Here is a 24,334-nt window from a genome sequence, read left to right on the forward strand (position 1 = left end):
TCTTTCTATCGCTCACTCTTTAAGCCTGAATAGCGCCGAAAGCTTTAAACTCGGCGAGTCCCGTCCCCACGTATTGAAATTTCGCGGTGCCGTCGGCAGCCGTTCCGGAGGTATGGCTCGGTGCCGAGAGGCCGGACAATCCCGCTGCGGTACATTTGTACACGCGGTCCGAGGCATGTACGACGACTCCCGCGGCATATGACGTCGACGGCGCCCAGGCGTCCGTGGAAGCATAACCGGCGGATACGCAAACCCAACCGATCTCCCCGCCGGAAACCGGATTCGTATTGTAGACGATATCCCGCCGGGACCACATATGGCCGCCGCCGGGAATAGCTTCGCCGTAGGTGACGATTGGCGCCATCGTGTTTGAAGGATGCGTAAACCGGTTGCCGAGCAGCAGAGGGCTCGGTTCTCCCGAGGTCACCAGAATGTCTTCGGATTGCGCATTGACGGATACATTCCCGACGAGAACGGCCTTCTGATAAGTCCGGATCGAGCGCTGCGCGTCGCGGAACACATTGCCTACGGCGAGCGAATTGGCATACGCCAGAGAAAGCCCGATAGCGCCGCCTTCGAAGTGGTTGAACGCGAATACCGGCTCCTTCAACGAATTCGTTCCTCCGGCTACGCACGGATTCGTCGTTCCTTCCGTCCGGAAGCTGTTGCCCAACAGAAGGAAGCCTGTGCCGCCGCCGGGCTGCATAGTCAGGTTTGCCGCATAATTGTTCGCTTGCACTTCATTGCCGATCAGTTTGATATCGTTCGTGCTCGACCCGTTGGCGTTCATGAAAATCCCGTTGCGCGTTCCGCGGATATGGTTGTGATGGATCGAACATCGCGTCACGTCTTTCCCGATGTAGATCCCGCCGCCGACAAGTCCCTTGTTGATGTTGCCGATCATATTTCCGCTTATAAGCGAATCGTGCGCATACTCCACGCTGATCGCCGCCTCGTAAGGGTCCGTGGCCGCATCGTTGCCGCAATCGCTAATGAAATTGTTGACGACCGAATTGGAATGCGTGTAATAAAATTGCCCGCCTGCCCCGGTTCCGTGCACGTTTATGCAGGCGAGGCGCGTCGTCGGATCGGTCAAGTACATGTCCGGCTTGCCGCCGCCTGCTATCGTATTGTTCGAGGCGACATTGCGATTCGTACCTTTATCGAAATCGATCGAGGATAATGTCTTGCCTGTAAAATGGCAGTTCACGATTTTATTGCAGCGCGTCGCTCCTCCTGCCAATTCGATCACATTCCAGGAAAACTCGCCTTCGAAACGGCAAGAATCGATGACGACTTGCTCCACATAATGATCGAATTCCGGCTTCATCAGCAGCCAATCGGAATGTAACCGGATACAAAAACCTACTCCGGCAGTACCCTTCTGGACGAACGTGCAGCGAAAGATCTTGATGTTGCGGCACCCCCCGACACCGCCCCCCGTACCTGGATTCGTATCGCCGCTATCCTTGGCCGACAACAGAAGAACAGGACCTGACGGACGCCCGTAACCGATATCGTACCCGGCATCCCGGAATACTACGTTGTCGATCGTACAGTCCTGCGCATCGTTGACCAGCATCGTATAGCTGATACGATGCTCGAGCGGGTTGCGGCCCGAGCCATGCTGATCCAGGACAAGGTCGCGCACCTCGGCACCTTCGGTCCCGACCAGCTCCACCATGGCCCTGTAGCTCTCGTTCCAGCCCGAAGTTTGCGACGCTTTTAAAATCGTTTGTGCCCCTTCGCCCTGCAGCACGACCGAGCTTTTCATTCGCAGCGAACCGGTCAATATATAGACGCCGCTCGGCACGTAGACGACTCCGCCCTCGACGCCCAAGCAATCGATTGCTTTTTGGATAGCGGACGTGCTGTCCGTGCTGCCGTCACCTTTGGCTCCGAACCAGGTGACCGTCATTACCTTGTCGCACATTCGTTTGAACCTTTTCCCGAGCGGCGTAACGACAACCGTTCCATCATTGTGGACAGAGCCGGAGTCTTGCGGATCGTAATAAAAGAAGCCTTCGCGACCGGGTTCTGTTATGAAGTATAAATAATCGGGGTCCGGGTCTGTCGCCGCCCGCAATTCAGCCATCGTCGAGACTATACAAAGCTGCCTATCGCATAGGTTCTCCCCGTATACGGAACCGGTAACGGTTCCTCCGCCTTGCAACGCGCGGGCGTGCAGCATGCTCCCCGATCCGAGCGCAATGGCCGCCATGCTCATCGAAGCGAGCAGTTTTCTGCGGCTGATCGCCGACTTCGGTTGCGTTCCTTCCTTCATGTCCAGCACCTCTCCCGATATAATATGGGTTTGACAACAGACGAGCCCTTATTTCTTGCTATCGGCAATCGCTTTGATCGCTTCTTCCTCGGCGGCGCGGAATGCGGTATTGAAGTCGGTGTCCCCGACCGCGAGCGGAAACATTTGCTTTCGGTAGATGGATACGAGCTTGGCGTCATATTCGGTTTTGGGCGCGATCGGCGCCGGTTTATTTTGCAGGAACGCTGCATAATTTTTGTCCTTGAACTCGGTGTCCTGCCCTAGCCGCCGCTTCACCCCGTCCGTATTCAACACCGGGATCAGCCCTTTGCCGGCAATGTGATTTTGATACGGCTCCGATACCATGTATTTCAATACTTTCATGGCAGCATCCTTGTTTTGGGTCAGCGTGGTAAGTCCGAAATAGGTCGGCAGCAATTGGCTGCCCACATCACGCATATCGGCAAATACGGGCAACGGCAATATGTCCCACTTCATCGTCTTCAATTCCGTCGGGACGGAGGTCGGCAGCGTGTTCAAATATACGAGCATGGCAAGGCTTTGGTCCTTCGCGAACTGGTTCAAGCCCGGCAAGTCCTTCAGCGTGCGCATGCCTTCACGGTAGCCGGAATCCTGTGCAGGCTTAACGAATGCCGTATCGAACAGAGTACGCCAGCGCTCGTCCGAGAGAATCGTCGGCTTCTCCGTTTTCAGATCCGCGTGCTGAATCGACAACGGACTCAGATTGACCATCGCATTGTAGGCCGCAAATCCGTAAATCTGCTTGCCTCCGTCCATGCGGGTCAGCTTCTTGGCGAGCTCGAGCACCTCGTCCCAGGTCATGCCCGCCTTCGGATACGGCACACTGAATGTATCGAACAGGTCCTGATTGTAGAAGAGCGCCAAATTGCTGCTCAGCACGGGAATTCCGTACATGCGGCCTCCCGACGCCTGCTTCACCGCATCGACCACCGTAGGCTCCAGCAAGCTCAGGTCGATATTATGCTTCTTGATCAAATCCGTCATATCGTACTGCAGCTTGCGGCTGAACAGACGGCTCTCGTAATTGCCGATCGAATCGAGGTAAATATCGATATGGGTACCGGCCGCGAGAAGATCGTCCATCGATGTGCCGTTCGCCTTCTGAATATACTTGATCGTATAGGCCGGAAACGCCTTGCGGATGGCGTTCCCGTAGTTGTCGTCGAATATTTTCCCGGACATCCCGTTTTCCGAGAAAAAGATCAGCTCCGTCGCCCCGCTATCCCCTGTATCCGCAGTTTCGGCTTGATCGCCGTTTCGATTGCTTATACCTCCTCCGTCTCCCTCTGCCGCCTTGCCGTCCTCCTCTCTGCCGCAAGCGGATAATACAGCCGCAACAATAAAAATAACAATGAAAATCGTAAAATACCGCTTCAACCCGCAATCCCTCCCTATTCGTGCATAATCCTGACCGGCAGCATTCATTGCCGCCAACAAAACGTACCGGTTCGTTCGGCAAAATGGCAGCCGACGCTCGTCTCCAAGCCTTATTGGGTCATGGCATCACCCCTTACCGAAATTAACAAACGTTTTCCTTTATAAAAGCCGAATTCATCTACAAATTAACACAAACGTTTGCTTTAAAGTGCTAAAAAAATGCCGCTTCTCGGTATGATCTCGCGGCTTTTACTATCTAATCAGGGATCAACCCCTGTTACATTCCGAAAGGGGGCTGGGTCGACTCACGCACCGTAAGAACGCCCTCGATGATCCGGTCATTCCGATCCGTGCTATCCTCCGCGGCATCCGCCCGCGTAATCGTGTCCATCAAGCGGTTTGCAAGCGTATCGATATCCGGCCCGACCGTCGTGATCGACACCGGCAGCAATCGGTGCAGCTCGGGAACGTCATCGTAGCCTACCAAAGACAGCTGTTCGGGGATGCGCACCTTCGCCGCATGGACCAATCTCGCGAATTCGAACATCATGCCCTGGGAGTCGACGATGACGGCCGTTGCCCTATCGTTGCGATCCCTGCTCAAATAGCCCAAAATTTTCGCTTCCATGTCCGGATCGCTTAGTCGGGTCATCACGATATCATCGGGATGGTATTCCCGGTCGAAGTCGACGAGTCCTTGCGTATAGCCGACCCATTTATCGGTCCTGGCCCCCACGAAGGCGATCCGCTCATGCCCCAGCTCCGCCAAGTGCCGTACCGCCTTGAAGACGGCGCCTTTCCGGTCGATTTCTAGACTTGGCCCCTCCCCTGCGGATCGGCTCCCGACCTCCAATATGGTGCCGGGGAACGACTGCTTGGCGGCGATAAATGCCGCAGTCTGCTCCGAATATACCCAATGGACCACCTTGTCGATAAAATGCTCCTGAAAAGAGCTCAGGGCGTCCTCCGGCTCTGCTACGGACAGCATGATCCTGATGCCTCGCCTGGAAGCCTCCTCCTGGATCCGTTCGCTTAGGCGATAGAAAAACAAGCCTTCGATTTTCGGCCATATAATTCCGATGCAGTTCGAGGAACGGTCTACCATCCGCTTCGCCGCCAAATTCGGCACGTAGTTCATCTGTTCGGCGATAGCCTTTATACGGCTTCGCGTCTTCTCGCTCACCCCCGGCTCGCCGTTAAGCGCCCTGGATACGGTGCCGTATGTAACGCCGGCTTGTTTGGCGATGTCTTTAATCGTGACCATCTCAGCCCTCGATTCGTTTAGGTTACTTCTACAATACACAAACGTTTGCGTAATTGTCAACCGTTCGCAGAATAAAACAGGGCTTCGAGCATCGCCTTCCCCTTCTTCTCCAACCATTTGTCGAAGCCCGTAAGATCGGGATGAAGCTTGCGCAAGGTTGGAAAATCCACTTCATAGCCGTCTTCGTTTAACCATTCATACAGCCGCCCCAAAATCTCGTTATGCTGACGCACCGTTTCCACGGGAATCTGCACATATTGGATGGGACGATTAATCGCACGGGCAATGGCTGCGGCAATGCCGGGAGGAGTAAGTGCATCACTCGCGATTTCAATCGTCTTGCCCAGAAATTGGTCGGGATGTTTAAAGGCAAGCGTGACGAACGCTCCGATATCATCCACTGCTATTAGTTTAATAGGTACATCCGGCTTCGTGGCTTCAGCCAACGTTCCATTCGGAATGCCAAAGAGCGGGTTCGCGTAGCTCTCCATAAATCCGGACGGACGCAAAATCGTCGCCTGAAGTCCGATCGTCCGTACATATTGCTCGAGCTCCCACTTGGCAAGGTAACGAAAGCGGGACTGCTTGTCCGCACCGCTTACCGAAGAATAGACGAAATGCCGGACGCCGGCTTCTCTCGCCGCATCTGCCACATTTTTACCCAGTCGTATTTCTTCGGCGGTAGCGGCATCGCTAGGATTCCATTCCGGAGGCTGAACGCTGAATACTCCGTACACTCCTTGCATAGCGGCATCTAATGATGAACGATCCCCCATGTCCCCCATTGCAAGCTGTGCGCCAGCCTGGGCAAGGATCTGAGCCGCCTGACTCGAAGGATCTCGGGTAAAAGCACGCACTTGCCATCCATCTGCGAGCAAATGTGCCGTTACCGCTCCGCCTTGTTGTCCGGTAGCTCCCAATACCAGAACAGTTCTGTTTGAAGTAGTCATATCGTTTTCTCCTCCCGATTTTTTCTACGACAGCATAATTCGCGTGACAGGAGTGCATTGTACCGCATGATCGGTGGAGGCGGGCTGCTTTTGCCGGCGCCTTGCGGGACCGCGAATCCAACAAATAGCGGAACTGGAGTATGCTATTGACCCGAGTACTCGTGTTGATTGCATAACAACGGAAAACCGTTCCGCTATTCCGCTGTTCACGATTAATTTCACCCCGAAAGATCGAGATAACGGAAGCCTGTTCCGCTATCTTCGGGAATGTAACGGAATTTGGGGCAATAACGGAAAATAGTTCCTTTATTTACGGCAACATGTTGCAGCCGCCTCATCAAGGGGCCTCCAGGTTGTATGCGGATTATGCTGTCGTAGTTTTTTTCAAACCCGCAAGTCAAGAGTCAAGTCTTGTTGTTGTCAGGCACTATTGAAATAGTAAAACAATTGATATATTTTTATAAGAAGGCACTTTATTTAGTTTTACTTACGAAAAATAACTAACTATATTATTTGATGAAAAAAAGGGGGGATAATACTTGGACCAAAGCGATGATCAAATATGCCTTCACGCTGTTAACGAAGCGTTGCAGGTAATCGGCAGCAAATGGGCCTTCTCCGTCATTTCCCAATTGTATTACAGTTCTCAGCGTTTCAATCAGTTACGAAGAAGTTTGGGGAATATCAGCATTAAATCTTTGACCGATATACTGCGGCACTTGGAGCAGCATCAAATTGTCCATCGCCAAGTATTCCCGACCATACCCGTGAGCGTAGAATACTCTTTAACCGAGAAAGGCAAGGAGTATAGGACCGTACTTGTTCATATGCGCGAATGGGGAGAAAAGTGGATTAGCCCTACAAAGCAATAAAAGCCGGCCATTCTCGTAAACGAGTTGACCGGCTCTATTCTGTTGCCCTCCGTTTCCCAATGGCAAACAACGATTGACGGAAGAAACAAGGAGTAATAGTATATAAGAATTGAAGAAATGCGCCTTTAAAGCAGCTATGCAAGTAAGAGAACACGGTGAAAACGAAGGGAGGCCACGAATTGTCCGAGAATCACAGAAGTTCGAAACCTTTGACCGATCGCGGCCGCCCAAGTCTGCAATCGGAATGCGAGAACTGCTTCGGCCTGTGCTGTGTCGCGCTGCCCTTCGCGGCCTCGACCGACTTCGCGATCGACAAAAACGCCGGCCAGCCGTGCCCCAACCTGCAATCGGACTTCCGCTGCGGCGTGCACGCAAGCCTCAGGCAGCTGGGCTTTCGAGGCTGCACGGTGTATGACTGCTTCGGCGCGGGGCAGAAGGTTTCCCAAGTCACCTTCGGCGGACAAGACTGGCGGCAAGCCCCGGAATCCGCGAAGCAAATGTTCGAGGTGTTTCCGATCATGCGGCAGCTCCACGAGCTGTTATGGTATTTGACCGAAGCGCTGACGCTGCAGCCGGCCCTACCGATCCATAGTGCGCTTAGCTCCGCGCTCGACGAGACGGAACGCCTCACTCGCCTCAGTCCCGGCTCTCTCCTCGAGCTGGACGTGGCAGCGCATCGAGCGGATGTCAACGCTCTGCTCCTGCGGACGAGCGAGCTCGCGAGAGCCGAAGCCCGCCGCCTGCAAAAAGCCCCCTCCGGGCGTCAGAAGACCTACGGCCGAGGAGCCGACCTTATCGGGGCCAAGCTCAGAGGAGCCGATCTCCGCTGCGCCAACTTGAGAGGAGCCTACCTGATTGCCGCCGACCTCAGAGGCGCCGACCTGAGATCGGCGGACCTCATCGGAGCCGATTTCCGCGACGCTGATCTCGGCGGTGCCAATCTCACCGATAGCCTCTTCCTCACCCAAGCCCAGCTCAACGCGGCGAAGGGCAATGCCGCCACAAAGCTGCCGCCGTCGCTCGCCCGCCCGGCGCACTGGTCCGCTTCCGGAGCATAGAGCGAGCGGAGGACAGTGACCGGCAGCACTTGAAGGCCTCGCCGGATTCGGTGTGCTCATCTGCCGAACCTTACCCCGTGCGGGGTATCGCCAACCGTTGGATTCGATGCACGGATGCCGCAGTACGCATGCGCCAGGCGATTTTCCCGATAAAACGGTACAGACTGCGAAGAGCTAGACTGTCAATTCCTCCAGCAGCTTGCCCAGCCGGTCGAAGTTCTGTTCATTGCCTTCGATACAGTACGGCTTGGCTTGTTCGAACTCCTCTGTTACCTTGAAAAGCTGACGAAAGACAACCCTGGTACCGCCGCCCAAGTCCTCGAATGTGGCCGTTACCCGAAATTCGTGACCCGACAAATGATCGAACACGATCCTCTCCAAGGGCACAATCTCGACAAAGACGCTATGGTTGGGGTAATCCTTGCCATCCGGTCCGTGCATGGTGAACCGCCACGTCCCGCCCGGTGTTATATCGATCTCGTCAAAAGTATTCGTGAAGCCCTTCGGCCCCCACCATCGAGCCAACAAATCCGGGGTTGTCCAGGCCCGAAACACAAGCTCCCGCGGAACATCGAATTCCCGTGCAGATACAATTTCATTTTTGCCTGCTGTCACGCTTATTCTCCTCCTTCCAATACTTTGCCCAGTGCGTCCAACATGACGTTCGTACCATGTTCTCTTATTTCCGGCGTATCGTGTCCGTCAAAGAAGGCGCCTTGCTCCGTGAAAATGAGCTTCGTTCCGCCCTCCACCTCGATAAGCTCGACTGTCGTAATCGAGACGGAGATGCGAATGCCGTCAGAATCCAGGGTGTACGTATAGACAATGCGCTGCTCCGGGACAAGCTCCTGGTAGCTGGCGTCGAAGGTAAAGATCGGCCCTTCCGGCGGCCCGCCGCTGCTGTATTCTCGTCCGCCGACCCGAAAGTCGAAGATGTCCGCCTTTGAAAACCACTTGGCCTTGGCAATCGGGTCGGCCCAGGCTCGATAAACCCGCTCCGGCGAAGCGGCATACATCCGCTCGACGACGAAGGTCGCATGCTTGACGAATCGTTCGTTCATTGATTTTCCTCCTTTGGTTTTGGCATTCCGCTTTCCTCGGCAAGAAAGTCTCCCAGTAGGTCCAAATGTCTCTCCCAACTCGTTTGCCGCTCGATGACGGGCTTCTCGAAACTCATTTTCATCGCTTGCAGAAGGCTTGTGAAATCTTCAAACGTCAATTGCGCCTTCCCCTGCATAAGCTTGGATACATGTCCGAGCTGCTCCAATAGGTTTTGCTGCAATTTAATCTGCTCTTTGATTCGGCCTATCTGCAGGTTGACGATCTCGAGCGGACTGATTTGCCCGCCAGTCAAGGCCGACTTAACCTCCTCGAGCGATAAGCCCAGCTCTTTAAGCGATAAAATTTGTTGCAAGCGCGATAAGTCCGATTCGCTGTACAGCCTGTGACCGGATTCCGTCTGACCGGACGGAGAGAACAAACCGATTTGATCATAGAAGCGCAAGGTTCGTACGGTAAGCCCCGTCATCTTGGCAAGGTCGCCGACCTTCCAATGTCTTTTCATTAACCATCCCCACTCTTTGGCACTAGCTGTATACCGGTAGCTGTATTATAAAACGTTACGTTACGTAAGGTGCAAGCGAAATCGTGACGCTCTTGCTGAATTTTTTTCACACGCCCGTGCTTACCTATCCTTCGAAATACTGAAAATCGGCAGCTTCCGTTCCTCGCCATTGCATTGCTCCAGCGTATACACGTGATGCTCATCCGTCTCGCTCTTGCTGATAACCTTGCACTTGTACGTCCTCTTGCCTTGCTCGGAGCTCATCCCGTCCCTCGTATTGTCAATGGTCCAGGTGATCTCTCTGCCATTGGAGTGCACGTCATGAATCCAGTACCCGCCGTCGACAGTTCGCGGTATGAGCAGGAGATAATCGCCTTTTCCCTCCCCGTGACGCTTTACCATCTCATCCAAGCGTCGGATGTCCGTCTGATCGAAATGATGCAGAATGTCCTCTCTTAGATCCATCTTGTCCGAATCGCCGGCAGACGACAGCGTTATCCCCAAGGCCGTCGCCAGCACCGCAATGATCCCAATCAGTACGCCAATCGTTACTCTAGTCCGGAACATGCCGCTCCCTTTCTATCGCCAGACATCGTCTCCGCTTTGAATCCGATCCCGGTCCTACAGCTCGGGAGGCAGCTTGTACAGCACATTCCCTTCCCCGTCCAGAAACTCCATCCGGGGATTGTCCTGCTCGTCCACCAGCATGCGGAGCCGCGGCTTGCCTTTCTTGTCCATCAGGCTGACGATGATTTCCCCATACTTATTTTTTCCCATATAGGCCCGCTGCGTGCTGCCTTCCCATAGAGCTTGAATTTCCTGCTGCTTGGCAGCCTCATCCTTGTCGGACTCGCGGATTTCCTGCAATCTCTTGATTTGTTCGGGAAGCGGGGTTTTCGGGCGGTCTTTGATTTGAAACCCGTAGGTCGATACGCCATTTTCGTTGTCGTACGTCATCGTGATCACTTCATCCTGCTTGTACTGGTCAAAAGTTAATGAAGCGGAGGACGTATATTCCCCATTCTCCTTCTTCTCGCTCCCGAAGATCAACCCGCCGCATTCGTCGCCCTCGCCGTTGTAAAACATAATGCCCGATATAGGCCAATTTTGGCGATGTCCGGGTAAGAAGTCTTTGCCGTCCATAATGGCCGGAGGAATGTGATCTTGGTTAAACAAAGTCATCTTAATCGTACCGTCTTTATCCACGATATTCAGTTTCTCCACGTCAATGGATTCGAATCGTTCCTTCTTCAACACCGCTCGCCTCCCAGATAAAAGCACATTTCCATATATGGTAAATTGCACTTTCAATCTATCGGAGAAGCAATCGCCAGAGCCTGTGCATCCGGCATTCATGTTCGTTCGCCAGCTTATCCGCCGCTCCTTCTGATAGGCGACGGACAAACATATACTGGAGTATCAAACCAAGTGCAACCCTGATACGGCGCTGGCTTGTTATTTTCATATGCGATCCGGCAACCCATGAAGATACATCTGTTTACAGTCGGTATGTTGTTTTAACGCAGCTATCGTTTTCGGATTCGGCAGAGTATAGATTACGGGATAATCCAACTCGTCGCAGACCTCCCGTACCGGAAACGCCAACCTTTCTTCGTCAATGGAAAATTGTGCATCGACGCCGATTTTATTCCCACGCGCATCCAGGCGAATCCAGTCGGCAATGGATTTCAGGTAAACGGCATTTAAAGCATGTATGCAGTACCCGGTATCCGGCGTATCGCCTATCGTGAGCCGTTGATAACAAAAGCCGGCAGGAATCCCTTGGCTTCTCAATAGGCCGCACAACAAATTAGACTTGGCGTAACAAATCCCCTCTTTATACAAAAGCGCTTCCGAGGCTTTGCAAGTAATTCGAGAGCTTTGGATATCCCAGGAATGGGAAATCTCATCACGAACAAATTCATAAGCTTTCTTTATAAATTCTTCTTCATTCGACGATACCGAATATAATTGCGATGCTTTTTCTCTAATGGACAAATGATTGAAATCTACTTCTTCCGAGTCTGTTAAAAAGTCTGCTAAAGAATTGGATTCGCACGACAAGAGCATTTTTATCACCCTATTCGTTGATTAGTTATGCATTATTATGCACAATTATGAGATTTTATTCAACAGTAAATAAGCTGAACGGTTGTCACACTGGAGCTTGAGTTAACAAGATTAGAGGACCCATCATCCGTATACGCAAAAAAAGAAGCCGCCCGAACTCGGGCAGCCTGTTCCACTATAGCGCAAAGTCCAACCTTAAAGACGCTTTGACGTTGATGGTCGGTTTTGGTGCGCTACTGATTGCGCTGCTGACGCTGGTTGTCGCCATCGTCGCAGCGATTAACCAAAAGAAATAGACCGCCCCTCTGCTAGGAATCGGTCTATTTCTGATCGAGGCACAGTAGACCGCCTTTGAAGCGGTCTACTGTGCCGGGGAGTCGTGTTTGCGCACGGCTCCTCATTAGTTTTATTATATCTGTGTCCGTTTATGCATGCCATACACCTTCGGTCGCATCTCGGACGCCACGCCAAGACACTTGTAACCATTCGATTGCAGGACGCCTTTTCCGGCCGAGTTCCTGATCATACCTGTCCCGTTTAGCGGAATGCGGAATTTGATTATTCGTTTGGCAACCAATCCTCACATTCATCTGCCCGTATTTGCAGCTCATTATAGAGCACGCCGGCATGATAGCCGTCGCAAACGGCGTGGTGGAATTGTCCCGACAAAGGCAGCATTATTTTTTCATCTTGCTGAAAATATTTCCCCATTGTAAAGATGGGCAGCAAATAGGTTCCGTCGTTATAAACGTTCAGGTTAAAGCCCGTAAAGCTGACCCAAGGAATGCTGGAAACGGGAAAGGTGTTTGGCGGCTCGTCGGCTTTAGCCGCAAATTCTTTAACATCCCCGTACCTTCCTATATCATCCAGATAGCGACCGTAGAACTCCTTAAAGTCTTCACTGTACGAAGTCCAGATGGATGAAAACGTTTTGTCATCCTCATGGAAAATGGTAAAGCTCGGGGACAAACTGTCCCAATAGCCTAACCTGCCCTCGGAATCAAAACACGTGCGAAATTCAATGTGACGGTTCACCACTGTCGCTATCATGTGAATGAGTGCCGGGTACAGCTTGATCCCCTTACTCTTCAGTTCTGGCAGCAGTCGGGTAATGTCAAGGTTGGCCGTCATGCTGTAGGTGCATCTGACATGGTTTAAATAATGTTCAAAATAAGGTTTTCTACTCCAGCTCTCCAGATCAATCGGATTAAATCTCATGTTTTTAACCTCCTAAAATGATTCCATTTTTCGTTTTAGGAGGTCTGATCGACTGATTTAACCATATCCTCATCACATTCCCGGTATATTATTTCTCCCACTACTACTGTGAGGTTAAGTATATCACCATCACAGCCGTAACATCAAAGCATTTTGGAAGAAAACCGTCCGTCCAAAACTTGATCATCGGTTGTGGTGCGGTTGTGGTTGTGGTTGCGGTTGCGGTTGCGGTTGCGGTTGCGGTTGCGGTTGCGGTTGCGGTTGCGGTTGCGGTTGCGGTTGCGGTTGCGGTTGCGGTTGCGGTTGCGGTTGCGGTTGCGGTTGCGGTTGCGGTTGCGGTTGCGGTTGCGGTTGCGGTTGCGGTTGCGGTTGCGGTTGCGGTTGCGGTTGCGGTTGCGGTTGCGGTTGCGGTTGCGGTTGCGGTTGCGGTTGCGGTTGCGGTTGCGGTTGCGGTTGCGGTTGCGGTTGCGGTTGCGGTTGCGGTTGCGGTTGCGGTTGCGGTTGCGGTTGCGGTTGCGGTTGCGGTTGCGGTTGCGGTTGCGGTTGCGGTTGCGGTTGCGGTTGCGGTTGCGGTTGCGGTTGCGGTTGCGGTTGCGGTTGCGATGCGGTTACGCTTCCGGTTGCGTGACGCTGGTTGTGTTTTATCTTTATCATATTAACTACACAAATCTAAACTTTTGGGAAACGAGAGAAGAATCCGGACTAACTGTAAAACATACAGCTATTTGAAGGGAAAGCGCCGATCAGTTCGTGTTAGCTGGAAAAGGTACAGTTATTTTCTCTCGTTCTCCGGCTTTTGCGGTTTCTGAATCAAATAACAACGTATTTTCCATTTATTTCGGCAAGGGGCACCTTCCTTATTGAAATTAACTACACAATTTCCAGTTATTGCGGAACGTTGAGGGTCGAGCAGCTGTTGTTCATTCGATCGATTCCTTCTCAGCTGCTCCTTCTCTGCTGCTCCTTCCCCCCCGAACAACCTCGTCCCGGTACTGCCCTGTGCTAACAACGGGATTCCGCTTGAATTTTTTCGAGAACCAGTCGATATCGGCGTACCCGACCGCAGCGGCGACTCCATAGCCCCGCATGTCCGTAGCTCCCTGCAGTTGCTTCGCTTTGTCGAGTATCGATTAAACTCGACTCGGATGCCGGTTTGACTGCTGACTGGTATGTCCTCATCATTCCCGGAAACCGAAGCGAACGAGAAAGACTCCGACGACCGGGATAACCGGTTATCGAAGTCTTGTCTCGTTTGTTCTGGAGCTTATTATTTCCTTTTCTCCTCGATCGCTTTATTCGCCCTCTCCTCGGCATCGCGCAGCGCGGTGTTGATATCGGCCGTACCGCTAAAAACGTTGTTGCCGGCACCGATCATTTCGAGAAGAGCAAGCCGGTTGAACCGGTTCGTATACGGAAGGTCGGCCATTTTATGTTTGAATACCGCCGTCGTGTTGCGGCCTTTCAGGATGGGCAGCTTCGTGCCGAACGCTTGTTGGACTTCCTTATCGAGCAGCACCGGCATTTTTCCATTTGCCGACAAGTGCGTTTGGACTTCCTTGGACCCCATCAAATGCGAGATCGCCGCGAAAGCCTGCTCCTTATGCTTGCTTGCCTTGGATACCATAAAGTATAGAGGTTTGTTCGCACCGGCGATACCGGGCTTCTCCTTGGACTGCGGCAAGGAAGCAACGTCCCAGTTGATTTTTTGACCCTTCTGCTCCGCTCCGTCCAGCAGATTGACCATAATATTGAAGCTTTGCATCAGTGAAGCCAATGTCTGCTTTTGATAAAAATCTTCGTTCGTCAGCTTCGTATTTCCCGGAATGCTGTTGATTTCCTGCAGCAAAGCGAGAGATTTCTTCCAGTCGTCGGTTTGGAACGACGCTTTTCCCGTCTTCGGGTCGAACAGCGACAGCCCCCATTGGCTGCCGGTCATCAGCAGATTGATCGTTCGGAAGGCCGAATACTGAATCCCTCCGTCTTGTCGGGACAACCGCTTGAACAGCACGATGGCGTCATCCCATGTCATATCGTCCGTCGGGTACGGGATTCCGAATTTATCGAACGAATCTTTATTGTAGAACCACATCATGCGATCCGAATAGATCGGAAGCGCCAGCAACTGCCCATTGCTTCCTATCGATCGGCCTCCCTCGAGCACTTGGGAATCGACCTGCTTCAGATCGACGGAGAAGCTGTGCACATATTCATTCAGGTCCATAGGGAAATCATAATCGAGTAGACCGGCCAGATTCGGATGATCCGTAAAGACAATATCGGGTGTGCTTCCGGCCGCCATCAAATTTTCCAGCGTGTTGGCCGCGCCTTTCGTAAAATCCACATATTCCAAAGTAATGAACGGATATTTTTTGCGGATCGGCTCGGCAAAATAAGTATCGAATTCCGCCTGCTGAAACGCGGTATTCCAGTTATTCACTCTTAAGGTGACCGGTTCCGTGGCTACTTGCTTCGGCCCCTCCGTCTTGCCCGTCGTCGACGGTTCGGCCGGACTGGCGCCGTCCCCACTCTTGCCCGAGCAGCTCGCCAGCATCAAGCCAGTCGCCAGCAGCACCGTACTAATCCATAACAGCTTCGATTTCATGCTTCGCCCCTCTTTCTATTGCTTATCAGTTGCCAGCTACTCCGCTCTCCGAATTCGCGTAAGCAATGGCATAATCCTCATCGGGCTTATCCAGCGATAACTCATAACGATCCGGCCCGATTACGCGAAAATTACCGGTCGGACATGACGGGACAATTCGGCTGGTGATCCGCAGGATGCCCGGACTTCGTCCGGTCCGGATCGTGATCCTCGTCTCGTCCATATAGATGCGAATATTGTCCCGGTTGGCGGGCACGACGCCTTCGAACCACGCCAGTCCGCCCAGATGCGGCTCGATCAGGAAGCGCGCATATCCGGCCTCGAGCGGCTTCACGCCCATGAAATATTTGCCGAGCAAATAGATCGGTCCGGCTCCCCAAGCGTGGCACAGGCTTTTGCCGAACGGTCTGCCGTACATCGCATATTGGGCGCTGCCCTGAACCTCGGGATCGTACACTTCCCAGAAGCTGGTTGCCCCCTGATCAAGCATACCACCCCAGTAACGCTCCATCTCGGATGCTACGTAAGCGTGCTCGCCGATCTCGCATAAAGCGGCCAACTCATAGAAGCGCATATATGGCGTGGCAATCTTGAGCACTTGATCGTTCATCAACACGTTACTCGCAACCGATCGTTGACGTCCCGCATCCAGAAAACCGAGCAGCAGCGCAAACATGTTGGCGTACCGCGTCATATGCGGCTGCAGCCGGCCATTTATCCGGTTATGTAGAAGCCCGCCCCGCTCCTCGTCCCAAAACGTGTCGAACAGTTCCCGCCGCAGCGCAGCCGCATGATCTCCCAGCTCCCTCGCTGTCGCATCGTCCCCGAACATCCGCGCGAAGTCCGCCGCCACTTCCAGACTTCGTGCAAACAATACTTGCTGGAAGCTAAGCTCGCCCTCCTTGCTTACATCCGCCCAATCGACGAACACCCAATCTCCCGGCTTCCCTTCCACCATACCTCTCTCATTGGCCCGCGACCGGCAGAAAGCGACAAGATCGAGCATCTTCGGATAGATGGAACGGATAAATTCCAGATCGCCGGTATACCGGTAATGATCATACAAGCTGATGATCCAGTAGAAGGAGTAATCGAGGATCGTATTCAGATGCGTCTCGATCGGGTCCTTGCCGCGCAGCGCTATCATCGTCCGGCGATTGACGGCTTCGTCGAAGAAGGAGTAATAATTGATAAGATAGCTTTGTGAGGCGTCCCCCGACCATACCCAGCGGTCCCGCTTGATGCCGTCGAGGAAAAACTCCCGCGTCGTCAAATGCATCGTATGGGCGGCGACATCCCAGATGCGGTTGATTCGTTCATTCGAGCAGCGAAATCGGCCGCGGTATTCCACGGGCAAATATTCGTACAGCATCGAGACGCCGCCGATAGTTACGCCCGGATCGGGGTTGACACGTACATACCGGAAAGCTCGGGACGAGCCATGGGTATAGTCCGGCGACGCTCCGGACGTTACCTCGATTCGGTCCAGCGTATCGCATTCGGCTTCGGACAGAGCCTCTTCCAGCGATTCCCCGTAATACAGTATGACCGTGCCCTCTCCCTGCAGCCCGTGAAGCTGCACATAACCGAATGTTTCCTCGCCGAAGTCGACAAGCAGCGTACCGTCGTCAAACGTTGTCGCTTCCGAGTGCTCCTTCCGCACCGAAGGCAACCGGTATCCCGATGGACGCTCCTCTGCCGAATGGAACTGCCCGCAACCGGGAACAATCCAATTCCAATTGCCGCTCGTCACTCTCCAGCTGGTATTGCTGGCTATCGTGATCCCTTTCGCGAACAAGGCTGGCAGGCCGCTCTCGTTGACAACCGATATGACAAGCGAGTGCTTTCCTTTGGGCAGCATAAGCTTCCCGCCCCCTGAAGGCACCATCCTGCCATCGATCATGACATTGTAGCGGCCCTCTACGGTCAACGCCAGCTCTTCCTTTTCGACGATCTCATAGATGCATTGGAATTTGACGACGCAATACGGAGAATCGACTCGATAGAAAGGTGGATATACGCTTCCCCGCTCCTCCCGGCGCAAAACAACCTCGCGATGCAGCCATATTTCAAAATCGCCCGGATACCAGATCCAGGTCGCCTCGTCGTGTCCGACGGACTTCATCAAGCATCTCTCCTTATGCGGTATAAGCTAATGCGCTCGTTTGCCCTATAGGGCGCCGAACGGCTGGAATATCGGATTGACGACGCCATACGTTCCCGCCGACGTGCACACCCAGCCGACGAAACCGGTCGAGCCCGGATGGATGCACATGATTTTATCGCCTTCCCGCCAAGCGCCCGTCGTGGGCAAGCTGTCCGAATACCACGCCTTGACCCCGTTTTCGATAGCCGAGATCGGGGCCGTTCCGAATAAAATATCCGTCGACGTATGATTGTACGCTTGGTTATGCGCCAACTCGACATTCGTGACGGTATCGAGCACACGTATGCCGTTCGGCTGCGTTCTGGCCGCGCCCGTCCTCGTATCGCAGCACAAATTGTTGACGATATTGAGCCGATCGCTGCTGCCCGAGGCGAGAATACCGGTCATTTTGTTATCCAGGCATTCGTTGCCGTCGACGATCGCCCGCTGGCAATGGGTCATACTGATCCCGTAGTAATTCGCGCCGCTGACTTTATTGCCCTGAATGATGAGGTCGTTCGACGCGTAGCATTCGATGCCCGAGCCGTTCGCATTGTGCAGCTCATTGTTCGCAAACTTCATCCGTCCTCCATTCGAGGAGGTATAGATTCCGGAACCGATCGTAGCGCCATTCGCTATGAACAGATTGCCGATGACTGAACATTCCGACGATTTACCGGAGATGTCCACGCCCCTCCCGTAATAGTTCTCGAACTGGTTGCCGATCGCCGTAACGCGGATTCCGTTCATCCGGATCGCATACTGGGTCCCGAGATTCGGTTCCCGTTTGAAATTGCGGACGATGTTGTTGGCGAATACGATATGCGAGGATGGTACGTCGCCGCCATTGTTCGGTTTTTCGTGCGTCTCTGCCTTAAACGCGGCAATGCCGGTCCGTTCTCCCACATTATTGGCCACAACGATGTTATGGCAGCCTCCCGATACGTCCACGCACATGCCCGATCCGAAACCGTTCGCGAGTACCGGCTTCATCCCCAGATCGTAAAACGTGCAGCCCGTCACGACGCTGTCGACCCATTCGTTCATCCCCACGCCGTGGTTGCCGGTTTGTTCGAAGTGGCAGTTCTCGATCCGAATCTGGCTGCTGATCGGATGCGGGTACGGATGCGCCGCGCTTCCGTAGCTCTGAATCGCGCTGTTGAACGAGCCCCTGAAGAAGCATTCGGAGAACGAAATGTTGTCGACTTCCCGGTCCGCAGGCGGAGTAAAGTAGAACAGATGATGGGCGTTCAGCGAAACCTCCGGATCGGTCAACCAGTTGGCGTCGGCGTTCCCGTCGAACTTGATCCCCCGCACCGTGATCCGTTTGGCGGTCGTCAGCCTGAACGGATAAAAGAACTTGAGGATGCCATTGTTAACGGCCTTGATCACGGTCCCGATTCCCGCCCCATGCAGCGTTGTGCCGGAATGATCGGCAGTCAGCAGAAATGCCGCCCGCGTCACGCTGTCATCAGTCGATACAATATAGGTGCCTTCCGGAAAATAGACGGAGCCGCCGCGACCCGCATCGATCGCCAGCCGGATGGACGCCGTATCGTCCGTCACCCCGTCCCCTTTGGCACCGAACCATTTCACATTCAACGACCCTTCGTAAATGCGTTTGAATCTGGCGCCGACGGAAGGCGATACGAGAACGGTACCGGAGTTATCCGCCGACGAGGTATCGGCCGGATCGAACAGGAAGATGCCTTCCCGGCCGGAATCCTTGACGAAGTACGGACGGTTTGCATCCGGATTCGCTTCGTTTCGCAGCGCACCGATTGTTGTCGTCTCGCAGCAGGCTTTTACCCCTTTACCGTAGACGGCATTGGTTACCGTAGAGTCCTTTCCGTTGGAGGCGCTAACCAGTCCGGAGTTCAACAAGAATCCCGAGGCTGCCGCCATCCCTCCGAGGCCTGCCGTCGCCAGCAACGCCCTGCGGCTCATTCTCGCAGATGAATCCGCCATCTCTCGTTCTTGGACATGAACCGTTTCTTTGCTTTTTTCCGTATTCATTCGCAACATCACCTTTACTTGGATTTTTCCAAAGCAAGGAGCGTCCGCTATCGATTTTTGCCTAAATGCCATGCTCCATGGGACGCCCTCGAGCAAGCCTCATGTTAGGTCCGATCCCCGATGAAGCATTTGCTTGCATCGACCTGATTGCCGTCACGGTTCCGGTCTTCGCGAATGGCTTGGAACATCCTGTCGCACAATTGCTCTTCACCGATCAGATTGGCCCAGTATTCCTTCAGAAGATACAGCAGTTTGAGACGAAGAGCATCCGAGAATTGCAAATCTTTGTGGGTACGGAACGTAAACATGATTTCCCGGAACAAGCTGTAACGTCCCGGTCTCTTCACCCTGCTCGCGACGGGGCTCGCCAATATGGGCCGATAGCTCGGAACGGTAAGCGTACCGGACTGAATCAGCTCCTGTGCATGTCGGGAAGCCATAAACCGCAGAAAGCGATGAGCTTCTTCCTTATGCGGGGAGTCTTTGCATATACAGGCACCGATCGTAATGAGCAGCGTGGCAGGATCATGCTGCGTAGGAACGGGCGATATGTCATACTCCAGGTCGGCGTTAAGAAAATCGTTCATTTGGGCGTAGTTGGTCAAAATCATGGATAATTTTCCATCCACGAACAGCTTCGTAATTTCTTTGTCGTCTTCCGACAAATAGAGCGGAGACATCGCCCGATTATGGAGAATGTCTTTGCAAATCTTCATGTTCTTCATGAGCTTGCGGCGAAGCGACTCGCTATCCCACGGCGCCTCCCACTCGTCCCGACCGCCACTCTGCAGCATAAAGATCGGCCAGCGGTTCTCCGACATGGCATGGAAGCCGAAACCATATCGACCGGCTCCGTTCGACAAGACCGTGGCGTGCATCATCAGCTCGTCCCAACTCCAGCTTCCGTCCGGCTCCGGAACACCGGATTGCGCGAAATGCGCCTTGTTGTAGCACAACACGATGGGAGCGAATCCAAGCGGCTGCACGAACAGCTTCCCCTCATGAAGGAACGGCTCCAGCAGGAACGGATGCGTATCCTCGGGTTCCGGCAGCACCTCGAGTTGAGCGGTTAGACCTAGTCTGACGATCTCCAGGAATTGATACACGTTGGCGCTCAACACATCCAACGGCTCGCCCCCTACGGTTATTTCCGGAACGACGCTGACGTAGGGAACGACTTCTACACGAATGCTCGGATGCAGAAGATGGAACTCTTCGATCAAATCCTCCATCCTCAGATCGCGCATAATCGTCTGACTGCAGCCGAACCGGATGACCGCTCGCGGTCGCAGCGGAACGATCTGGTTGCCGACACGCGGGATTTTACGGATGTATCCCTCCTTTTCCAGTACCTCCAGTCCTTTGCGAAGCGATTTGTTGCTGAGCGAGAACCGTTTCGACAATGCGATTTCAGAAGGCAAATACGACTCCGGCGGATAAGTTCCTTCCACAATCTCATGACGGAGAGTCGCAATGAGCCCGTTCAGCCGTTCGTGGTACCGTTCTTTGGACGGTCTGTTTTTAGGAATGACTCGTCCCTCCTCTGATGTATATAATATTAATTTTATATACATCTATGGTTAATTTTTCAAGAAAAATTGCTTATGACCATCATATTACCGTATGTAATCGTTGTCAATTCATAATTATATACATCAATTTATTAAAAACGACCTATTTTATACATCAAACAACCTGCAATCCATTCGCCCTACTCCCCGAACGCGCCGACAATGCCGCAGATACGGTCCGATCAATCAATACTGGTGCGGGGTACTGTCGTTCTGGTGCTAAAACAAGGCTCCGGACCCCGCGCTAGGACCGGAACTTTATGATTGAATTGAAAAAAGTCGCTGCTTAGGCGACTTTTTTCGTAGTTTTGCATGTTTAGCTGTTTTGCAATGCGATCTGCCGAATCGTTTCGGGTTCAATCGTATTTCCCCAATGGAACTCCGGAGTTGAACCAGTCGCTCTAGAGCCGGTGCATGTCGATTAAATGAGCTCCGAACGTTGTAGAAGCTTCTGAATCATGATGGCTACCTCCGCTCTTGTGACGGACGCCTTCGGAGCAAGCTGCGAACCGCTTCGCCCCGAGACGATGCCTGCTTGCAGAACATCGGCAATGCCGCTTGCCGCCCACTCGGAGACGCTATTCGCATCCTCAAACGATCCGAGCAGTTCTCCTGCAACCTTCGATGGCTGCTTCGCCTTCAGACCGGTCATCTTCATTGCATTCGCGATGATCACCATGGCCTGTTCCCGCGAAATCTTATCCATCGGACGGAAGGTACCGTCCTCGAATCCGCTGATCAGCTCATTCGAGTAAGCCGTTTGAATGACTTCGCCGTACCAAGCCGGAGCTTTTACGTCCGGAAATGGCGCAGTCCCTCTCTCCAGCTTCAGTCCCAACCCGTTGACCATGATCGCGGCAAACTCCGCACGGGTAATGTCTTGGTCGGGATTGAACAGACCGTCGCCGATGCCGCTGACAACCATGCGCGAGCCCATGTCGTTTACCGCATCCTTCGCCCAATGGTTGGCAACATCCTTGAACTCCAGCGGATGCCATACGACGGAGTAGGTGCTGTTCGTCAGGCTGTTCACTTTGGCATAATATTTGCCGTCCACGCTGATGATTTGAGTCGGCACATGGCGAACCGTTCCATCCGGCTCCACGACGACGCCTGTAGTGATTTTGCCGGGATCCGCCCCGTCAGGGAGTGCGATGGTTCTTTCCACATAGGCGTTGAATTGGGATACTTCAATCGTTGTATCGCCGTATATCGCCTTAACCGTAAAGTTGAGCGGCGGAACGACAACGGTAAAACCATCTCTTGCCGCCGAGTTTTCTACCACCTTCACGGTGTCTGCCGACGGTGCGGCGATCTCGATTCGCACTTTGATATCTTGAAGCGCTACGGTCTTCCCGAGCTGTTCCGATATCGACTGGATATCGATTTGACGGGCCGGCAGCGTATAGACCGCTTTATCCGTTTTGATTTCCACGATCGCCTGCTTTTGCTCCATGTTTTGGACCATTTGACCGTTCAATTCGCCAATGACTACATCCGAATTCGCGATGACCTGAATGGTAACGACCGCACCTTCCCCTTCCGCCGCGAGCTTCTCCTCCAGCTTGTTCGGATCAACCGTTACGGTCGTAACGGTCTGATCGTTCACGGCGGCAGTCGCTGACGTGCCTATATTTTCTGCTATGCCGTTAATTAGAACGTCAGCCCCCGTGCTTGGCGGCCCCGGAGAAGCGGGAGCGGTCGGTGCCGAAGGCGTACCCGAAGGCGTATCGACCGGCTGATCCACAGGTGCGCCGCCTCCTCCTTCTTCCGACGTCGACCTTGGCTCGACGGCATTGGAAGGGGCGGAAGGCAGGCTGCCGCCAATTCGATTGATCGCCTTTATGGTAAACGTATAAGATGTTCCGTTCGATAAACCCGTTACCGTAATCGGGCTTGCGGCACCTGTCGCCACGATATTCCCGGGCGCAGCCGCAACCACGTAGCCTGTAACCGCGCTTCCGCCGTCATCCGCAGGCACGGTAAAGGAGACCGTAGCCACTCCATCTCCCGCTGCTGCGGTAACGTCCGTCGGTGCAGACGGCACGTTCGCGGGCATTGCGCTTACTTGATTCGAAGCGGCGCTGTCTCCACCCGGATTCATCGCCTTCACGACAAAATAGTACGTAGTGCCGTTGGTCAAGCCGCTTACAGAGTAGCCGTACACCGCGCCGTTAACGGTCGTCACTTCGGTTCCATACGTTCCGGCCGTTACGCTTTGGTACACTTTGTAGCCAGTCGAGCCTGCTACAGGATTCCACGCAAGCGTTACTTGCCCGTTGCCGGCTATAGGCGCTTGCAAGACCGGCGCTCCGGGCGACGGAACCTGCGGAGTTGCGCTTACTTGGTTGGAAGCGGCGCTGTCCCCGACCGGATTGGTCGCCTTCACGACAAAATAGTACGTGGTGCCGTTGGCCAAGCCCGTCGCCTGATAGCTGTACACCGCGGCGCTAACGGCGGTCACTTCGGTTCCGTACGTTCCGGCAGTCACGCTTTGGAACACTTTGTAACCGGTCGAGCGGGCTACGGGGTTCCACACAAGCGTTACTTGCCCGTCTCCGGCTGCAGACGACTGCAATACCGGAGCTTCCGCCGGCGGTGCCGTCGGCGTCGCGCTAGCCGATGGCGCGGAAGGCACCGAGTCGCCCTTCGCATTCGTCGCGACAACCGTGAATGTATAGGCTGTTCCGTTCGTCAACCCGGATATCGTGATCGGGCTGGTGCTTCCGCTTCCCGTCAGTCCGCCCGGACTCGCCGTCACCGTGTAGCTTGTTATTACGCTTCCCCCGTTGTCTGAAGGCGGCGTAAAACTTACCGTCGCCTGACCGTTTCCGGCTGCCGCCGTTACCCCGGTCGGCGCGTTCGGCTCGGCAATCGGCGTCACGCTTGCCGACGGCCCGGATGCTGCGGAATTGCCTATCCCGTTCGTCGCGACAACCGTGAACGTGTACGCCGTTCCGTTCGTCAGCCCGGATACCGTGATCGGGCTGGCGCTCCCGGTTCCCGTCAGTCCCCCCGGACTGGACGTGACCGTGTACCCCGTGATCGCGCTTCCTCCGTTGTCAACCGACGGCGTAAAGCTGATCGTCGCTTGACCGCTTCCCGTTGCTCCGGCCGATACCCCGGTCGGGGCGTCCGGCACAGCGGCAGGCGTCGCGCTAGCCGATGGCGCGGAAGGCACCGAGTCGCCCTTCGCATTCGTCGCGACAACCGTGAACGTATACGCCGTTCCGTTCGTCAATCCCGTTACCGTGATCGGGCTGGAGATTCCCGTCCCCGTCAGTCCTCCCGGACTGGACGTGACCGTATAGCCCGTGATCG

At 53.9% G+C, this 24,334-nt stretch carries 21 protein-coding genes; 4 read left to right on the plus strand and 17 right to left on the minus strand.

Features of this window, described 5'->3' with window-relative positions:
* Positions 1-19 precede the first annotated feature (19 nt).
* The 4 genes from FE784_RS36335 to FE784_RS36350 form a co-directional block, all read right to left on the minus strand.
* Positions 20-2,284, minus strand: coding sequence for a glycosyl hydrolase family 28-related protein (locus FE784_RS36335; protein WP_139607142.1), 2,265 nt, complete (start codon positions 2,282-2,284; stop codon positions 20-22).
* A gap of 48 nt (positions 2,285-2,332) precedes the next feature.
* Positions 2,333-3,682, minus strand: a complete 1,350-nt coding sequence (locus FE784_RS36340) for an ABC transporter substrate-binding protein (RefSeq protein ID WP_176706772.1) — start codon at positions 3,680-3,682, stop codon at positions 2,333-2,335.
* Positions 3,683-3,959: 277 nt separating this feature from the next.
* Entirely contained in the window at positions 3,960-4,946 is a 987-nt protein-coding gene (locus FE784_RS36345) for a LacI family DNA-binding transcriptional regulator (protein WP_176706773.1), read from the minus strand.
* 56 nt (positions 4,947-5,002) lie between these two features.
* Positions 5,003-5,896: an NmrA/HSCARG family protein gene (locus FE784_RS36350; RefSeq protein ID WP_139607145.1), complete on the minus strand. Its 894-nt coding sequence runs from the start codon at positions 5,894-5,896 to the stop codon at positions 5,003-5,005.
* A gap of 539 nt (positions 5,897-6,435) precedes the next feature.
* Here FE784_RS36350 and FE784_RS36355 point away from each other — a divergent pair.
* Both FE784_RS36355 and FE784_RS36360 read left to right on the plus strand, forming a co-directional pair.
* Entirely contained in the window at positions 6,436-6,768 is a 333-nt protein-coding gene (locus tag FE784_RS36355) for a winged helix-turn-helix transcriptional regulator (RefSeq protein WP_139607146.1), read from the plus strand.
* A gap of 179 nt (positions 6,769-6,947) precedes the next feature.
* Entirely contained in the window at positions 6,948-7,826 is an 879-nt protein-coding gene (locus FE784_RS36360; RefSeq protein ID WP_139607147.1) for a pentapeptide repeat-containing protein, read from the plus strand.
* Between the two features lie 174 nt (positions 7,827-8,000).
* On the opposite strand, the gene FE784_RS36365 is transcribed toward FE784_RS36360, so the two are convergent.
* The 6 genes from FE784_RS36365 to FE784_RS36390 form a co-directional block, all read right to left on the minus strand.
* The gene (locus tag FE784_RS36365) at positions 8,001-8,441 is read right to left on the minus strand and encodes an SRPBCC family protein (RefSeq protein WP_139607148.1); all 441 of its coding nucleotides are present in this window, start codon (positions 8,439-8,441) and stop codon (positions 8,001-8,003) included.
* Positions 8,442-8,443: 2 nt separating this feature from the next.
* A complete protein-coding gene (locus tag FE784_RS36370; RefSeq protein ID WP_139607149.1) occupies positions 8,444-8,887 on the minus strand; it encodes an SRPBCC family protein in 444 nt (147 codons plus the stop codon).
* Positions 8,884-9,390: a MerR family transcriptional regulator gene (locus FE784_RS36375; RefSeq protein WP_139607150.1), complete on the minus strand. Its 507-nt coding sequence runs from the start codon at positions 9,388-9,390 to the stop codon at positions 8,884-8,886. The genes FE784_RS36370 and FE784_RS36375 overlap by 4 nt, the downstream gene beginning before the upstream one ends.
* A 120-nt stretch (positions 9,391-9,510) precedes the next feature.
* Positions 9,511-9,957: a DUF4362 domain-containing protein gene (locus FE784_RS36380; protein WP_139607151.1), complete on the minus strand. Its 447-nt coding sequence runs from the start codon at positions 9,955-9,957 to the stop codon at positions 9,511-9,513.
* Positions 9,958-10,011: 54 nt separating this feature from the next.
* Positions 10,012-10,644, minus strand: a complete 633-nt coding sequence (locus FE784_RS36385; protein WP_246132345.1) for a hypothetical protein — start codon at positions 10,642-10,644, stop codon at positions 10,012-10,014.
* Positions 10,645-10,851: 207 nt separating this feature from the next.
* Entirely contained in the window at positions 10,852-11,460 is a 609-nt protein-coding gene (locus FE784_RS36390; protein ID WP_139607153.1) for a transglutaminase-like domain-containing protein, read from the minus strand.
* 206 nt (positions 11,461-11,666) lie between these two features.
* Here FE784_RS36390 and FE784_RS42530 point away from each other — a divergent pair, with 206 nt between their 5' ends.
* A complete protein-coding gene (locus FE784_RS42530; RefSeq protein WP_425465588.1) occupies positions 11,667-11,756 on the plus strand; it encodes a putative holin-like toxin in 90 nt (29 codons plus the stop codon).
* A 262-nt stretch (positions 11,757-12,018) separates the two neighbouring features.
* Here FE784_RS42530 and catA read toward each other — a convergent pair whose 3' ends face one another.
* A complete protein-coding gene (gene catA / locus FE784_RS36395) occupies positions 12,019-12,678 on the minus strand; it encodes a type A chloramphenicol O-acetyltransferase (RefSeq protein WP_139607154.1) in 660 nt (219 codons plus the stop codon).
* A gap of 203 nt (positions 12,679-12,881) precedes the next feature.
* Here catA and FE784_RS36400 point away from each other — a divergent pair, with 203 nt between their 5' ends.
* On the plus strand, positions 12,882-13,337 hold the full coding sequence (locus FE784_RS36400; protein ID WP_176706774.1) for a hypothetical protein: 456 nt from the start codon (positions 12,882-12,884) through the stop codon (positions 13,335-13,337).
* 261 nt (positions 13,338-13,598) lie between these two features.
* Here the strand turns inward: FE784_RS36400 and FE784_RS41360 are convergent, their stop codons facing one another.
* From FE784_RS41360 to FE784_RS36425, 6 genes are all read right to left on the minus strand, one after another.
* Entirely contained in the window at positions 13,599-13,766 is a 168-nt protein-coding gene (locus FE784_RS41360) for a hypothetical protein (protein WP_176706775.1), read from the minus strand.
* A gap of 179 nt (positions 13,767-13,945) precedes the next feature.
* Entirely contained in the window at positions 13,946-15,280 is a 1,335-nt protein-coding gene (locus FE784_RS36405) for an ABC transporter substrate-binding protein (RefSeq protein ID WP_139607155.1), read from the minus strand.
* 25 nt (positions 15,281-15,305) lie between these two features.
* Complete coding sequence (locus FE784_RS36410; protein ID WP_139607156.1) at positions 15,306-17,405, minus strand: alpha-L-rhamnosidase-related protein; 2,100 nt, start codon at positions 17,403-17,405, stop codon at positions 15,306-15,308.
* A gap of 45 nt (positions 17,406-17,450) precedes the next feature.
* Positions 17,451-19,442: a right-handed parallel beta-helix repeat-containing protein gene (locus tag FE784_RS36415; protein ID WP_218103867.1), complete on the minus strand. Its 1,992-nt coding sequence runs from the start codon at positions 19,440-19,442 to the stop codon at positions 17,451-17,453.
* Between the two features lie 104 nt (positions 19,443-19,546).
* Positions 19,547-21,016: an extracellular solute-binding protein gene (locus tag FE784_RS36420; protein WP_139607158.1), complete on the minus strand. Its 1,470-nt coding sequence runs from the start codon at positions 21,014-21,016 to the stop codon at positions 19,547-19,549.
* Between the two features lie 418 nt (positions 21,017-21,434).
* Positions 21,435-24,334, minus strand: a 2,900-nt coding sequence (locus FE784_RS36425) for a fibronectin type III domain-containing protein (protein WP_246132347.1), incomplete at its 5' end; no start/stop codon positions are given.

This window comes from Paenibacillus hemerocallicola (assembly GCF_006265175.1).
Classification (GTDB): domain Bacteria; phylum Bacillota; class Bacilli; order Paenibacillales; family NBRC-103111; genus Paenibacillus_AB; species Paenibacillus_AB hemerocallicola.